This is a genomic window from Clostridium sp. CM039 (genome assembly GCF_055081075.1).
Genome location: NZ_CM143649.1, coordinates 13993 through 30295, shown reverse-complemented (window position 1 = coordinate 30295; position 16303 = coordinate 13993). Strand labels below are relative to the sequence as shown.

Here is a 16303-nt window from a genome sequence, read left to right as displayed (position 1 = left end):
ATTATAAGTTTATATATCAAGCTATTAGTGAAAGGGGATAATTTCATGAACAAAGTTATGGATTTAGATGAAGTAATGGAAAAGGTTCACGATGGAGCGACAATTATGTTTGGTGGCTTTCTAGGGGTGGGTGCACCGCTTAAAGCAATTGACAAATTAGTAGAAAAAGGTGTTAAAGAGTTAACTATAATATCAGTAGTTAACTCTTATCCCGGTCAGGATTTTGACATTGCACGATTGTACAAAAACAAGCAAGTTAAAAAATTAATAACTGCCCATTCTAGCACTTGCCAGCTTGCGTTGGAGCAATTTAAAAACGGAGATATTGAAATTGAATACTTTCCAATGGGTAGTCTTGTTGAAAAAATTAGAGCAGCTGGTTCTGGGTTAGGTGGTGTTCTTACCCCTACCGGTGTAGGTACATTAGTTGAATACGGTAAACAAAAACTTATAATAGAGGATAAAATGTATTTAATTGAATTGCCGCTGAAGGCTGATTTTGCATTTATTAAAGGCTATAAAGGCGATAGATTAGGAAATATACAATATCGCGGCTTAGCCATTAATACCAATCCAATTATGGCAATGGGTGCAGACTATACAGTAGCCGAAGTGAATGAAATAGTTGATGTTGGTGGTATTGAACCTGAATGCGTAGGTACACCAAGTGTATTTGTACAAGCCGTTGTACAAGGCCATTCATTTGATGAACATAAACAAGTATATACTAATTTGTGGGTTCGTTCTAATCAATTAAAATAATTGTTTTTTATAAATCAAAGGAGGTAATTAAGTATGGAAGCAAGAGAAATAATTGCTCGGAGGGCAGCTAAGGAACTAAGTAATGATCAAGTAGTGAACTTAGGGTTTGGAATGCCTACAGCAGTTGCCAATTATTTAGCTGAGGGTGTGGAAGTAATATTGCAATCCGAAAACGGTTGCTTAATGTTTGGCCCTACTCCAAAACTAGGCAAGGAAGATCCGGATATTGCAAACTCTGGTGGTCAACCTATTAGCTTACTAGCCGGAGCTGCGGTTTTTGATTTGGCTACATCATTTTGCATTATTCGTGGAGGGCATGTTGACGCCACAGTACTGGGCGCACTTGAAGTAGATGAAGAGGGTAGCATTGCAAACTGGGCTATGCCACTTGCTCCAGGAAAATTTGCACCAGGCATGGGGGGGGCTATGGATTTAGTAAATGGTGCTCGCAAAGTTATTGCTACATTGAAACATTCTAGTAAGAGTGGATCTAAGATACTAAAAAAATGCCTTCTTCCAATTACAGGTAAAGGTGTAGTCGATGTTATCGTTACTGAAAAAGCAGTATTTGAGGTAACGCCTACTGGACTGGTACTTACTGAAATATTTGAAGGCCTAAATGTTGAGGACATTCGTAGTATTACAGAAGCTGATTTTACAGTTTCTGATAAGGTAGCTGTATATCAGTTGTAGATGTTTGTTTTCAAAATTGTTTATATACTAGAATTAAATCATCTTCTGCGAAACTGCTCATCTTCTAAAACAAAACTCCCACTTTTATAAGTAGGAGTTTTGTTTTATTAAAAAATACTTGGGTATTTTCATATTTAAATTTAATTGTGATTTATATTTTTCTCATGAATTTTATCTTAATGGCTTAAACCCTTTTAATCGTAAAGCATTTGTTAATACTGAAACTGAACTTAAGCTCATTGCAAGTGCTGCAATAATAGGATTTAGAAGCGGACCTCCAAATAAATGCAGTGCTCCCATCGCAACTGGGATTCCTAATGCATTATAACCAAAAGCCCAGAATAAATTTTCCTTTATATTTGTTATAGTTTTCTTACTTAACTGTAGCGCTGTAGGTACATCCATTAAATCACTTCTCATAAGTACTATATCTGCGGATTCCATTGCAACGTCTGTTCCAGAACCTATAGCTATACCAATATCAGCCTGTGCAAGTGCAGGAGCATCGTTTATTCCATCTCCAACCATAGCAACCTTTTTACCTTCTGATTGAAGTTTTTTAACTTCATTTGCTTTATCCTCTGGCAGAACTTCTGCGTATATTCTATCAATACCAACTTGCTTTCCAATAGCTGCTGCAGTCCTTTTATTATCACCAGTTATCATGGCAACTTCTATTCCCATACTATGGAGTCTCTCTATAGCTTTTTTACTATTTTCTTTAACAGTGTCAGCAACTGCAATTATTCCACTTAACTTATTTTCTATGGCAATATACATTGGAGTCTTACCTTCTTCAGCTAGTTTGTTTGAAACATCTTCTAATTTTTCTAAAGAAATTTCACTTTCTATCATAAGTTTTCTATTTCCTAATATTATTTTATTACCATCTATACTAACTTCTATTCCATAACCAGGTATAGCTTTAAAGCTTTCTACTTTTTTAAATTCTAATGATTTTTCTTCTGCGTCTTTAACTATAGCCTCACCTAGTGGGTGTTCCGATCCTTTTTCAGCAGAGGCTGCTATTTGAAGTAAGAATTCCGCGGAAGCACCCTCCACCGTAACTATATCAGTTACCTTTGGTTTTCCTTGCGTAAGTGTTCCAGTCTTATCAAATACTATAGTTTGAATTTTATGTGCAGTTTCGAGCGCTGTACCACTTTTTATAAGCACTCCATACTCTGCGCCTTTTCCTGTTCCAACCATTATTGCTGTAGGTGTTGCAAGGCCCAGAGCACAAGGGCACGCTATTACAAGCACCGAAATGAATATTGTTAGAGAAAACACTGCCGTTTCTCCAGATAAAAACCAAGCTAATGACGAAACTAGAGCAAGTCCTATAACCACAGGCACAAAGTAACCTGATATAACATCTGCCATTGCAGCTATTGGAGCTTTTGAGCCTTGAGCATTTTCAACTAAGGTTATTATTTGTGATAGTGCCGTATCCTTACCAACTTTAGTTGCTTTATATTTAATAGATCCATTTTTATTTATACTTGCACCAATTATATTATGTCCAATACTTTTTTCAACTGGTATACTCTCACCTGTAAGCATTGACTCATCTACTGATGTAGTTCCGTCTATTACCTCACCATCCACAGGCATTTTCTCGCCAGGCCTCACTACTACTATATCTCCAACTTCTACTTCATCAATTGGAATCACTATTTCTTTATTACCGCGAATTATCATTGCAGTTTTTGGAGCAAGCCCCATAAGCTTTTTAATTGCCTCGGAGGTTTTCCCCTTAGTTACTGATTCTAAATACTTCCCAAGAGTTATAAGTGTCAAAATTACTCCTGCTGACTCAAAATACATTTCATAATCCATATTTCCCATAATCGTTATTTCAAATACAGCAAATAAACTATATAAAAATGCCGCAGAGGTTCCAATAGATATAAGTGAATCCATATTTGGACTTAATCTAAATAATGATTTGAAGCCAACTATAAAATATTTTTTACCTGTATACATTATTGGTAGAACAAGTATCAATTGTAAAATAGCATAAGTCTCCATATGCATCATCGGGTTAATAGCTTCAGGTAATGTAATAATCATAGGTAGCATTGCAACTAGTAACAATGGAACTCCAAATATTGCAGACATTAAAAATCTATTCCATAAAGACTTTATCTCTTTTTCTTTTTTTTCTTTATCAGCGTCTACATTACTTTCATCCTCTAGAGCCTTATATCCTGATTTTTCGATTGCCTTCTTTATATCTACTGTCCTTACTAATGATGGTTCAAAAGAAATAGTTAGTTTTTCTGTGGCAAAGTTTACATTTGATTCCACAACTCCATTAATTTTTCTAGTTATTCTTTCTATATTCTTAGCGCAGGCCGAACAAGTCATTCCTTCTATCTTTAAGGTTTTATTAGTTGTTTGCACTACTATTTTGTACCCAGCTTTTTCAACTGCTCTTTGTATATCTAATAATTTAATTTTTGACTCTTCATAGTTTATATTTAATTTTTCTGTAGCAAAGTTTACACTTGCATCGTAAACCCCTGGTAATTTTTTCGAAACCCTTTCTATAGTCTTAGCACATGCTGAACAGGTCATTCCTTCAATTTTCAATGATTTTGTTTCCAATTTATATTGCCTCCTATAACTTTATTATTTATCCATAATCTTTGAGAGTAAATCAATTATCTCTTCAATCTTCTCATCCCCATTATCACTAAGTACAGCATCCTTAACACAATGACTTAAATGCTGTTTTAATATTAATAAATTAGCTTTCTTTAAAAGAGATTGAGCTGCAATTATTTGGTTAGATATATCTACACAATATCTTCCGCCTTCTAACATCTTTATAATCCCTTCAATTTGTCCTTTTGAAGTTTTCAACGATTGTAATGCCCTTACTTTTTCTTGATTCATTTAAACATCTCCTTACCCCCCCCATAGGGGGTGCTATCTAGTTGTATTGTACACCATAAATTATATAATATAAACATAATTTATAACTAATTGATCATTAATATCATAATTTTGTTGGCATTTTTAATATTTAAACAGCTCCTTTTCATTTCTATAACCACATAATACCTAATTATTATGTAGATTTTATGAAGAACCCTATTTTAAAAATCTATTTTACATAAGCACATAAAATCTCCACATCTTTTTAGTATAATGTTTATAGTTATGATTTTTTTCATAGAAAGGAATTTTTATTATTTCGTATTTTACGTTCAAGCTCAATGACCTATTTGATTTATTAACTCATTTTTTAATACTAAATTGGAGGTGTTTACTTTTGAATGACATATCAATATTACTAGCTTTCTCTGCAGGTCTTCTATCATTTTTATCTCCTTGCGTCCTTCCACTAGTTCCTGCATATATAAGCTATTTAACTGGTTCTTCCATAGAAGAATTAAAGGATGGCAAAGCTAAACTTTCTGTTTTATATAAATCCTTTGGATTTGTATTAGGCTTTTCTATTATTTTTATTTTAATGGGAGTTTCTATAACATCCCTTGGTAAATTACTAATTACCCATAAAAATTTATTTAGAAAAGTAGGAGGAACTATTATTGTTGTTTTTGGTCTTCATACTATTGGATTATTTAAAATAAAATTGTTTTATCGTGAGAAAAGATTTTTATATTTCGATAAAATCAAGGGTCCTTTTAGCTCAGTGATAATGGGAATGGCTTTTGCCACAGGTTGGACACCTTGCATTGGTCCTATATTATCTTCAATACTCATCTATGCTACAAGTATGAACTCTATAGGTAAAGGGGTTTTACTTTTGATAATGTATTCCCTAGGACTTGCTGTTCCATTTATTTTAACTGCCATGGCCATAGGAAGCTTTACTAAACAATTTAGAAAATTTTCAATATATCTTCCTATAATCTCCATAATAAGTGGCGTTTTAATGATAATAATGGGGGTTATGATTTTCACAAACAAATTAGCCATATTAAGTCAATACATGAATTTTATTAATTTTTAGTTAAAGGAGATAATTAATATGAAAAAATTACTAATAGTACTTGTAGCTGCTATCATTGTAGGTGTCTCTGTCCATACTTTAAACACCTACAATGCATCAAGTTCTAACTCTAACTTATCTGTGGAAAATACAGATAAAAGTAGTCCCAATCAAAATAATGCTCCTACTAAGCCCATTGGAATAAATCCTAAGGCTTCTAAAACCAAGGCTACGGATTTCAAATTAAAGGATCTAGAGGGTAAGGAATTATCTTTAAGTGACTTAAAAGGTAAAAAGGTTTTTCTTAATTTTTGGGCAACTTGGTGTCCACCTTGCAGATCAGAAATGCCTGAAATCGAAAAATTATATCAAGAAACAAAAGATAGCGACTTGGTTATAGTAGCTATAGAAATTGGTGAACCTTTAGATACTGTTAAATCCTTTATTGATAGTAATAATTATAATTTTAAAGTTCTTTCAGACCCTGATCAGATTGTTGCCGCCCAATATAATATAGCATCAATTCCTACTTCATATTTCATTGATGTAGACGGGAATATCATTTCTAAACACTCTGGTGCTATGAATATTGATCAGATGAAAGAATATATTAAAACTCTAGATAAATAATCTAACTTAACATTAAATCCAGATAAGTAACTTATCTAGATTTAATTATTTTTTAAAACCTATCAGCTATATATCTTTATTTTTATCTTTATAAAATCTACACATCTTTTTTATATAATTTAAATAATAAGTTTCTATTCATAGAATTAAAATCACAATCTTATTTTTCATGAAACTTTAACGACATTTCAGAAGGAAAGTCCCCTTCTGAAGTCGTTAATGCAGCTTCGCAGACGATGATTTAAGGATAAATATTCATTGAATACAACATTAAATATTATATTAAGAACTTTTAGGAGGTAATAATGTGAGCATTAAAAAGGAAAAAATAAAAGTCTTCGATATGACGTGTACATCATGTGAATCAAAAGTAGAAAGAGCCGTTACAAAATTATATGGTGTGAAAAAAGCTCTAGCAAGCTTTAGTAGTCAATCTGTAACAATAGAATACGATACAGACCTGTGTAATTCTGAAGAAATTAGAACTGCCATAAAAGCAGCTGGTTATAGCATAGAAGGTTCAAATAACCACAAAATAGTAGGTATATTTATAATTGTAGCGACAATTATATTAATCGGAAATTCATCAGGTGGAATTGACATGACCTCTAGACTCAATGGCGCTACATATTTTGTTCTATTCATTGTTGGAGTCCTTACTTCAATACATTGCGTAGGAATGTGTGGTGGAATAATGCTATCCCAAAGTATAAATAAAGATAGCAAAAGTAAATTCGATTCCATCAAACCTGCACTTCTATATAATGCAGGTAGAGTTCTAGCATATACAGTAATTGGCGGGATAGTAGGTGCTCTAGGTTCCGTGCTTTCACTCTCTCTATCCGCAAAGGCTGGGCTCCAAATATTTGCCGGTGTCTTTATGATAATAATGGGACTTAATATGAGTGGATATAGCCTATTTAGAAGGTTTAACATAAAGCTTCCGAGGCCCGCTTGCTCAGTTAAGAAGAAACCAAAAACTCCTTTTTTAGTTGGTGTTTTAAATGGACTTATGCCCTGTGGGCCCCTTCAGACAATGCAACTATATGCTTTAGGAACTGGAAGTGCTTTTAATGGAGCCTTATCTATGCTAATATTTTCTCTCGGTACAGTACCTTTAATGTTAACATTTGGCGCATTATCAGGTCTCATTACTAAAGGATATACAAAAACCCTTTTAAAATTTAGTGGAATACTAGTTGTAGTTTTAGGTATTGTAATGGGAAGTAGAGGACTAGCTTTAGCTGGTGTAAATGTGCCTTCTACATCTTCATTAGCTGCTAGTTTATCTGGTAATAACCCATTGAAATCAGCTACCCCAGCTGCTAAGGCCACTATAGAGAATGGAGTTCAGGTAGTTAAGATGACCGCAGACGGTGCAGGTTATACACCAAATGGTTTATATATACAGAAAAATATGCCTGTAAAATGGATAATTGATGGTAAATCATTAAATTCCTGTAACAGCCAAATAATTATTCCATCCTTAAACATTCAGAAAACTTTGAAGCCCGGTGAAAATGTTATTGAATTTACACCAAAGGATAAAGATATAAACTTCAGTTGTGGAATGGGCATGATTAGAGGCGTGTTTAAAGTAGTTGATAATGTTGAAACGGTAGACACTTCAAAACCTGATCCTTCTGTGCCAGCTCCATCCAGTGGAATGCCTGGTTGTAATATGGGTAGCGCACCTGCTGCACCTGAAAAACCAAGTGTTTATGGTACGGATTTGAGTAAAGTTGAAACCAGTAGATTGATCCAAAAAGCTGTGATTTCAGGAAGCAATCAGGCTCTTTCAATTAAAGGTACAGGATATGAATTTGAACCCTTGATTGTAGTTGCGGCTAAAAATGTTAATACCATTTTAAGCTTTGATTTATTTGGATTTGCCAATCCAGATGGAACCTTTGAAATTGCTGCATCAGACACTGGCAACAACATAACTACTTTTCAAGGTAAAAAAGGAACTGTTAAAGTAGCTACTACCTTTAGTAGCAGTGGTATCTATTCGATTATAAAAGATGGCAGTATTGTAGGTGGCGTGGTTATTGTAGATGATTTAAAAAATACAGATTTAGAAACGATTAGAAAAGATTATATAGGTGGTTAATTTTTATGATATACCATTCAAATAGGCATGAAGTCTCTCAAATAGTAATTAATATAATGTTGTCGTAAAATATAATCATATACATTAACTAATTCATCATTACGGTACTTCTCTTCATCTTATTGTGAAGAGCTCTAATACAGTTGTTTTTATACAATTGAAGGATAATATTATCTTAATGTAGAATTACAATAATGGTATATTCTATAGAAATTTATAAAAATTAATAAAACAGCTTAAGTATTTGCATGATTTGTAATAGATAGAGGTGCTTTTATGGAAAATTGGATTATATTAAATAAATTAATTTTACTGATTTATGTAAGTAGTCTGCTAGTAAAGGGGAATTTCAACTCTCCTTGCAGCAACTATACAGTGATTATATCATTACTTTTTTATGTGATTATTAATGTAAGCAAATCATTAGTTTCAAACAAGAGATATAAACGTCTCTTTTTAATCATATCAATTCTGGAGCTTTTGATTTGCAATTTTTTTGTCACTCCTATATTTTTTATATTGTTACCAATAAATTTTTTCGAAATATTTGTTGGTAAAATAAAACTCATATTTATTTTGTTTGTTTTACTAATATCTGTTTTTATTATTAACTATAACATTATAATATGCGAATATTTATTTACTTCCTTATTTGGTCTTGTAGCATACTATTTCATTTTAATCATTGAAGATAGAATGAAAAAACTTACTATTCAAAATGATGAGCTTAAAGAGAAAAACTATAGATTATTGATGAGCTTAAATAATCAAATGGAATACAAAAATCAAATGATATATACTTCACAGTTGCAAGAGAGAAATAACATTGCTCAGGAAATACATGATAAATTAGGCCATAGTATTTCAGGAAGTTTAATGCAACTAGAGGCTGCGAAACTTATTATGGACAAGGATAGTAATCAAAGCAAAGCTATTATTCAAACTACAATAAATGTACTTAGAGATGGAATGGAAAGTATACGATATACATTGAAGAACATTAAACCTGAAGCAGAACAGTTAGGTATAAACAAAATAAAGCTACTTGTAGATGAGTTTAACAATAAAACTAAAATCAATGCAAATTTATATTACAGCAATAATTTGGATAGGATTTCCTATATTGAATGGAAGGTTATATGCGATAATATAAAAGAAACTTTTACCAATATAATTAAATATTCTGAAGCTAAGAATGTCAAAGTAAATGTGGAAGTGCTTAATACTTTACTTAAAGTAGAAATAAAGGATGATGGCATAGGGTGCATCATCATAAAAAAAGATCTTGGCCTATCAGGAATAGAAGAAAGAACTATGAATTTAAATGGAAAAGTTATTTTAGATGGTTCTAGTGGGTTTTCAGTAATTATTTTACTTCCTATTTAGGAATAATTCAAATTTAGTAAAAGGGTGGTGCCGAATTGCCAATTAAGATTTTGATTGCTGATGATGATTCACTTATTCGAGAAGGTCTAAAAATAATAATTGGTTTAGACGAAGAATTTATTGTGATGGCTTGTGTAGAAAATGGATTCGATGCAATAGAATATTGTTTAAACAACTCCGTAGATGTTGCACTTTTGGATATAAGAATGCCAGTATTAAATGGCGTGGAGGCCATAAAGGAAATCTCTATAAAGACTTCAACAAAATGCCTCATTCTGACTACCTTTGATGAAGACGAATATATAAATGCAGCGATTCGTTATGGAGCAAAGGGATATATTCTTAAAAATAATACTCCAGATAAGATTAAAGCTGCAATAAAAGTAGTATACAGTGGGAATATTGTTATGCAGGAAGGCATAATTGATAAAGTGTTAAAAAAAATAGATAACAATAATAGTAGTAAATTAAATAGGGATTTGTTTACTGGGAGAGAGATAGAGATAATGCAGGCAATAGCTGATGGATTATCCAATAGAAAGATTTCGGCAAGATTGTTTATATCAGAGGGTACTGTGAAAAACTACATTACTTCAATTTTAAGTAAAACAGGCCTCGAACATAGAACACAGATTGCTATTTATTATTTAAAAGGTGGTAATAAATAGAATGTGACCTTTGTCATGTTGTAAAAGTGACTTTCTGCACTCACAGTAGAAGTCTTTTTTTTATATAATAAAAGCATAGAAATTACTAAAAACAAAAAAGTTTTAGGGGGTATTATTTTGGATATTGTTAAAATAAAAGGATTAACTAAAAAATTTGGAGACTTTACTGCAGTTGATAATATCGATTTTTCCATTAAAGAGGGAGAAATTTATGGCTTACTTGGGCCTAATGGAGCAGGTAAGAGTACCATTATAAATATGATTTGTGGGTTAATTACAACGACAAAAGGTTCTATTGAAATACTTGGAAAAGATAATCAGAAAAATTCGAATAATGCAAAGAGAAACATTGGTGTAGTTCCTCAAGACATAGCAGTATACGAAGATTTAACTTGCCTCGAAAACGTAAAGTTTTTTGCAAGTCTCTATGGTCTTAAAGGGGAAGAATTAAAAAAGAAAGCCCAAGAAGCTCTAGAATTTGTTGGTCTTAGTGATAAAGCTAAGAGTATGCCAGCTAGTTTCTCTGGAGGAATGAAAAGAAGATTAAATATAGCATGCGCAATTGCCCATACCCCTAAGCTTTTAATAATGGATGAGCCTACAGTAGGTATCGATCCACAATCAAGAAATCATATACTCCAATCTGTGAAGAAATTAAATGAAAGAGGATGTACCATTATTTATACAACTCATTACATGGAAGAAGTAGAAGCAATCTCAACGATGATAAGTATTATTGATCATGGGAAGGTTATTGTAACAGGTACCAAGGAAGAACTCAAAGCTATTGTTACAGATAAAAATACTGTTGAGGTTACGGTTATCGATGGTACGGTAATTACTGAAGAACAATTAAAGGAACTAAAGGGAGTTACGAATGTCCTCATTAATGAAAACAAAGTTAAAATTGACAGTTTAAAGGAAATTAACAATTTAGATAAGATAATTTTATATTTCACGGATAATGGAATTCCAATTAAAAATATTGAGAACAAAGTACCAGATCTTGAAACTGTATTTTTAACACTTACCGGTAGAAAATTAAGGGATTAGAGGTGAAAAAATGAACATTATTTCTATAATTATAAAGGAAGTAAAACATACTTTCCGAGATAGAAAATCAATGGCAATGATGATATTATTTCCAATAGCGCTAATAGTTGTGATTAGTGCAGCATTTAAATCAGAGTTTACTAACACTATTGATATTGGTACACCTAAAGTTTTATATAGCATTGAAGCTACAGGTGTTGTTTCGGATAATTTTAAAACTAGTTTTATTGAAAAAGGTAAAAATTTTAAAATAGAATTTACAAAAACTAAGGATATGGATTCTGCTAAGAAAAAATTAATTTCTAAAGAGTACGATGCAATCATAGAAATGAAAAGTAATAATAAGATAGAATTTTACAAGAGCAATGTAGAAAGCCTTAAGGCTGGTGTGGTTGAAACTATTCTATCTACCTATGTACAAGAATTTAATGTAATTGTAGATATTAGCAAAGTAAATCCACATATAATAAATAGTTTGCTAAGTGATAGCAATGACAACTATTCTACAATTAATTCTCTTAATAAAGCAATCCAGCCCTCCTCTTTAGATTATTATACAATTGCAGAAATAGCTCTAATAATTATGTATTCAGGAATGACAGGTCTCTTTGGAATTGCAAGTGAGAAAAATTTAAAAACTAGAGATAGGATTTTGATAAGTCCTGTTAAAAAATATGAGTTTCTTATTGGAAAAACAATAGGTGGAGTTATAGGTACAATTATTCAGATTGCTATTGTTATTTTGTTTAGTAAATATGTGCTTCATGCAAATTGGGGGAATGATATTTTTACTGTATTACTAATATTTACATCTCAAATAATCATGGCAATAAGCATAGGTGTTGGGCTTGGATTTATTTTCAAAAATGAAAATGTGGCAAATGGAGTTTTAAATTTTATAATACCGGTAATGGTATTCCTTGGAGGAAGTTATATGCCTGTAGATGGTTTTGGAAGCAAAACTTTTCAATCAATAACCTATTTATCACCTGTAAGATGGGTTAATAGATCTATATTTGACGTGGTTTATAATAATAATTACAGCAAGGTTTCCACAGCAATTTTGATTAATATAGGCGTAGCTGTAATATTTCTTGCTATATCTTCCTTGTTGTTTAGAAAGGAGAATGCATAATATGAGAAATTTATTTTTGCTTGCACTTAATACATTAAAAATCACTTTTAGAAAGAAGTCTAATATTATAGTATACTTAATTCTTCCAGTTGTAATTGTTATATTTGTTATGTCCGTTTATTCCTCAATGGATTCAAAGATTAAAGTAGGAATAAACAATAAAGCTGCAAACGGAGTAATAGCTAAAGATTTTGTTGCTGCTTTAAATAAACAGGATAAATTTAAAATTCAAGAAATTAAAGATGAAGAAATAAATAATTTAGTTGCAGAAGGTAAGGTTGATTGTGTAATTACAATACCTGCAAACTTTGATGAAAGTGTTCATAATGGAGCAATAAGTAAAATACAGATTACTGCAATTAAAGGGCAAGAAGTTACGACTTGGGTTCAAAACTATGTAAATTATTATGTTAAAAGTCTCATGATGCTAGGAAAAGCATCAGGTGGGGATAACGTTATATTTAATAAACTTTATGAAGGATTTAAGATTCAAACTCTTACTCTTCATAAAAATGTAGTTAAAGATGAATCCCTTGATAAATTAAAAACTGTTCAAAGTATAGGATTTTTAATAATGTTTATGCTTCAAGGCGCAACTACCACTTCAGGACTTATTTTAAAGGAGAAGAAAGAGAAAACCTACTTTAGAATATTTACGACTCCTGTAAACAGTAGAATATATATTGGGGCCAATATAATGGCTAATATGTGTATAATGGTAGCACAATCAATTTTAGTAATATTTTTTTCTAAGTATATTTTAAAACTGACTACTGGAGTACCTGATTTGCAGCTACTTGCAATACTCACTTTATTTGGATTTGTTTGTGTAACACTCGGTATTCTATTAGTTGCTTTTTCAAAAACTACAAGTCAAGTAGGGGTGATGGCTACCTTAATAATAACGCCGACATGTATGCTTTCAGGGTGTTTTTGGCCAATTGAGCTTATGTCTAAAACTATGCAGCAGATAGCCAATTTTTTACCACAAACTTGGGCATTAGAGGCTATTAGGCAGCTCCAAAACGGTAAAACCTTTTTAGAAATTATGCCATTACTTGGAATACTTGTAGCCTTCGCATTAGCATTTTTCCTAATTGGTATGTATAAGATGAAAAGCAATGAAAGCGTTAAAAGTTTTATATGAAAGGAGCCAACAATTGTTGGCTCCTTTCATATTAATCAGAAATTAGTTATTTCATTTCAATATATCCCATTGTTCCAACTTCTGTTTACTAACCATTTCATTATATAAATACATTAGAATTAATCACTTAATTTATCTATCTTTTCTACTAAAGTAGTTTTTTTTCATTAGAATCATTCTTTAACCCCTGATAGAAAACTGCTGTGGATGTCTGTATATACGGTTCAAGCCATATGAACCCTATTCCTAAAGTGACTAAACATAATATAAACCACCCTGCAAAGCTTAGATATAGACAAAATAATTTCCCTTTATATCCATTCATCATCTCTTTGCTACGGTTTATAGCCTCCAAAGAGGTTAATTCGGGATTATCGATTAGTATATAGTATGCCATAGAATAACTAAAACTAGCGATTATTCCCGGTATTATAAGCAATAAAGTCCATAACAATATAAATATACCCATTAATAAGTTCAACAAAAATGTCTTCCCAAAATACTTAAATCCCGTAAAAACGTCCTCGATTTTAGCATTAGTCTTTCGTATTAAATTTAGAAAAAACATTGAAGCGCCAAAAGTTATGGGTCCTCCGATAATCAGTACTATAACTCCCCATATATTTTGAATTCTACCATCACTAATTGTAGTGCTATATTTAAATATTTCATGTATAGGATTATTAATAACCCAATTTACCCTTTCTTTAATATCCGGTCCCTGTATAAATATTTCTGTGAAAATCCAGGCTAATACACAAACTATTATAGCTACAATCCAATTACCTGATAAATCCTCCCTTGCTTCTTGACGTATTTCCTTATTACTTTTTGATTTTGAGTCATAACCATCCATATAAATCCCCCTTGTGTTGCTTTGGTTTTATTAATTACTTAAAATTGGTACACTATATATAATATGCTTATTACCGCATTTTTAAACCAAGTAAAATAAATACCCGTGGTAGTAGGAGATTACTTAACGTTAGCTCCTATCTATTAATTTGCTATTTCATAGATAGCTGCCGTCATTACCTGAACATTTTTTATTAGTAAATCTATTTCTATATATTCAACTTCCTTCTCTTGCAATATTTTTTCATCCAATGTCATAAATCACCCCTCAAATTTGAAATATAGAATAAAACAAAACCCAGTAACCACATTCACTGGGTTTTATTTACGAAAATGCTTTATATCTGTATTAACAAAACAGTAAGATAAAATCAATTGTTCTCTTTCTTATATACTATGCCAAAAGTACGCAAAGTTAATTTTCAACAATTGAGAATTAACTATGGATTATTTAAATGTCGTTAAAACAATCTAAGTAAAACGCTAGCAATTATAAGAATAAGTGCCCCTCCTAAGCGTGATGAAATTGCAGCAAAGGGCATCAGTTTCATTCTTTTAGCTGCAGTTAATACGGCAACATCCCCTGAACCACCCATATTAGCCATACACAATCCAGCAGAAATAGAAGTTTCTACCGGGTAGAAGCCAACATATCTAGCTACAACTCCAGACCCAATTACCGCACCAATTATAGTAATACCAACAAGTATTATATACTTAAATGTTAAAGCTGAAATAACCGCATTAAGATCAGTATATGCAATTCCTACACCTACCAAAACAACAACCGTAAAATTTTTCATTACAAATGAGTACCACACACTACAAGCATATTCACATTTAGCAGGTAGTGCACCCGTCATTTTAACAAGAATGACAATAAGAATCATCCAGGCATAAGCATGAATAGTTGGTAAAAATTTTCCTACAATATAACCTGCAGTCAAAAATGCACCAGATAATAATATACCAATTGCATATAATTCCAAGTCATTAGATTTATCTTCTACCTCATTTTCCGCATCGAGCTTAGTCTTTGAATTAGGTATTATCAATTCTCCATTTCCTGTTAAACTCGGCTTAACTTTACCTATTTTATTTAAAATACCCGCAGCCACAATCGCAAAAGCATTACCTAAAGCTACTGCCGGAGTCATTATAGACATAATAATTTTAGGATCTTGATTAAGCGTAGCACCAAATATCTTAGCTAATGGAACAGCACCAGCACCCATTCCACCACCCATAATAGGTATTCCTATATAAAAAATAGCTTCCTTTGCGCCATACCCTAAAATAATTCCAAATAATCCTACTAATCCAAGAGCTGCTATGATTCCACCTAAAAGACATGGAAGATATCTAACAACAGCTTGCAGAAGTAATTTTCTGTTAATTCCTAAAAGGCTTCCAGCAATAAGACCACATATAAATAGATCTAAAAATCCACCACTGGTCATAAAAGCAGTAGCTGAAGTTATTACTCCCTCTGGTAAAATCTTATAGGTTGCTAAAGCAGAAGATCCAAAGATAACTACAATAGCACCACCTCCAAAATAATCTTTTACTATAGGTAGATTGTCTCCAATAAGGTAAAGAACAGTACCAATAACTAGCATTAAAGGCAATACGCTTACTATTCCAGGTGGAAGCACATCCATATATGCACCTACAAACATGACCATAGTAATAATTGCAAAATACTGAACCTTAATACCCATTATTTCAGGTGTTTTCTTTTCATTTAACATACTAACCCTCTTCTCAGCTAACATAATTATCCCCCTCTAATATTAATGATATTTAATTATTTATTCAAAACCTAACCTAGAAACAATTATTTATTGAGGCAATCAAGGAAAAAGATACCGTTTTCATGCTGATGCAAATAAAATAA

At 31.9% G+C, this 16303-nt stretch carries 14 protein-coding genes; 10 read left to right on the top strand and 4 right to left on the bottom strand.

From position 1 onward, the window contains the following. Window positions 1–45: 45 nt before the first annotated feature. Both ACWJJ2_RS00135 and ACWJJ2_RS00130 read left to right on the top strand, forming a co-directional pair. Complete coding sequence (locus ACWJJ2_RS00135) at window positions 46–762, top strand: CoA transferase subunit A (protein ID WP_462953696.1); 717 nt, start codon at window positions 46–48, stop codon at window positions 760–762. A 33-nt stretch (window positions 763–795) separates the two neighbouring features. After that, the gene (locus ACWJJ2_RS00130) at window positions 796–1455 is read left to right on the top strand and encodes a 3-oxoacid CoA-transferase subunit B (RefSeq protein ID WP_462953695.1); all 660 of its coding nucleotides are present in this window, start codon (window positions 796–798) and stop codon (window positions 1453–1455) included. A gap of 171 nt (window positions 1456–1626) precedes the next feature. On the opposite strand, the gene ACWJJ2_RS00125 is transcribed toward ACWJJ2_RS00130, so the two are convergent. After that, window positions 1627–4065: a heavy metal translocating P-type ATPase gene (locus ACWJJ2_RS00125; RefSeq protein ID WP_462953694.1), complete on the bottom strand. Its 2439-nt coding sequence runs from the start codon at window positions 4063–4065 to the stop codon at window positions 1627–1629. Window positions 4066–4089: 24 nt separating this feature from the next. Further along, the gene (locus tag ACWJJ2_RS00120; RefSeq protein ID WP_165414088.1) at window positions 4090–4356 is read right to left on the bottom strand and encodes a metal-sensing transcriptional repressor; all 267 of its coding nucleotides are present in this window, start codon (window positions 4354–4356) and stop codon (window positions 4090–4092) included. Window positions 4357–4735: 379 nt separating this feature from the next. On the opposite strand from ACWJJ2_RS00120, the gene ACWJJ2_RS00115 reads away from it, so the two are divergent. The 8 genes from ACWJJ2_RS00115 to ACWJJ2_RS00080 all read left to right on the top strand — a co-directional run bounded on the left by ACWJJ2_RS00115 (window position 4736) and on the right by ACWJJ2_RS00080 (window position 13551). After that, a complete protein-coding gene (locus ACWJJ2_RS00115; protein WP_220286711.1) occupies window positions 4736–5440 on the top strand; it encodes a cytochrome c biogenesis CcdA family protein in 705 nt (234 codons plus the stop codon). A gap of 18 nt (window positions 5441–5458) precedes the next feature. After that, window positions 5459–6049, top strand: coding sequence for a TlpA family protein disulfide reductase (locus ACWJJ2_RS00110; RefSeq protein ID WP_462953693.1), 591 nt, complete (start codon window positions 5459–5461; stop codon window positions 6047–6049). Window positions 6050–6356: 307 nt separating this feature from the next. Next, window positions 6357–8162 carry an urease accessory protein UreH domain-containing protein gene (locus tag ACWJJ2_RS00105; protein WP_462953692.1) on the top strand — a complete coding sequence of 602 codons (1806 nt, stop codon included), beginning with the start codon at window positions 6357–6359 and terminating at the stop codon, window positions 8160–8162. A gap of 576 nt (window positions 8163–8738) precedes the next feature. Beyond that, entirely contained in the window at window positions 8739–9548 is an 810-nt protein-coding gene (locus ACWJJ2_RS00100; protein ID WP_216301662.1) for a sensor histidine kinase, read from the top strand. A gap of 35 nt (window positions 9549–9583) precedes the next feature. Further along, window positions 9584–10216 (top strand): response regulator transcription factor, encoded by a 633-nt coding sequence (locus ACWJJ2_RS00095; RefSeq protein ID WP_216301661.1) that lies wholly within the window; start codon window positions 9584–9586, stop codon window positions 10214–10216. Window positions 10217–10333: 117 nt separating this feature from the next. Continuing rightward, window positions 10334–11269 (top strand): ABC transporter ATP-binding protein, encoded by a 936-nt coding sequence (locus ACWJJ2_RS00090; RefSeq protein WP_462953691.1) that lies wholly within the window; start codon window positions 10334–10336, stop codon window positions 11267–11269. A gap of 10 nt (window positions 11270–11279) precedes the next feature. Then, a complete protein-coding gene (locus ACWJJ2_RS00085) occupies window positions 11280–12404 on the top strand; it encodes an ABC transporter permease (RefSeq protein WP_216301659.1) in 1125 nt (374 codons plus the stop codon). A 1-nt stretch (window position 12405) separates the two neighbouring features. Further along, complete coding sequence (locus ACWJJ2_RS00080; protein WP_216301658.1) at window positions 12406–13551, top strand: ABC transporter permease; 1146 nt, start codon at window positions 12406–12408, stop codon at window positions 13549–13551. Between the two features lie 148 nt (window positions 13552–13699). On the opposite strand, the gene ACWJJ2_RS00075 is transcribed toward ACWJJ2_RS00080, so the two are convergent. Then, window positions 13700–14407, bottom strand: a complete 708-nt coding sequence (locus ACWJJ2_RS00075) for a DUF975 family protein (protein ID WP_462953690.1) — start codon at window positions 14405–14407, stop codon at window positions 13700–13702. A gap of 460 nt (window positions 14408–14867) precedes the next feature. Further along, complete coding sequence (locus ACWJJ2_RS00070) at window positions 14868–16181, bottom strand: 2-hydroxycarboxylate transporter family protein (RefSeq protein WP_216301656.1); 1314 nt, start codon at window positions 16179–16181, stop codon at window positions 14868–14870. Window positions 16182–16303: the final 122 nt, after the last annotated feature.

Coding starts and splice junctions, on each gene's coding strand:
- ACWJJ2_RS00135 (WP_462953696.1), top strand. CDS start 46: ATGAACAAAGTTATGGATTTAGATGAAGTAATGGAAAAGGTTCACGAT.
- ACWJJ2_RS00130 (WP_462953695.1), top strand. CDS start 796: ATGGAAGCAAGAGAAATAATTGCTCGGAGGGCAGCTAAGGAACTAAGT.
- ACWJJ2_RS00120 (WP_165414088.1), bottom strand. CDS start 4,356: ATGAATCAAGAAAAAGTAAGGGCATTACAATCGTTGAAAACTTCAAAA.
- ACWJJ2_RS00110 (WP_462953693.1), top strand. CDS start 5,459: ATGAAAAAATTACTAATAGTACTTGTAGCTGCTATCATTGTAGGTGTC.
- ACWJJ2_RS00085 (WP_216301659.1), top strand. CDS start 11,280: ATGAACATTATTTCTATAATTATAAAGGAAGTAAAACATACTTTCCGA.
- ACWJJ2_RS00080 (WP_216301658.1), top strand. CDS start 12,406: ATGAGAAATTTATTTTTGCTTGCACTTAATACATTAAAAATCACTTTT.
- ACWJJ2_RS00075 (WP_462953690.1), bottom strand. CDS start 14,407: ATGGATGGTTATGACTCAAAATCAAAAAGTAATAAGGAAATACGTCAA.
- ACWJJ2_RS00070 (WP_216301656.1), bottom strand. CDS start 16,181: ATGTTAGCTGAGAAGAGGGTTAGTATGTTAAATGAAAAGAAAACACCT.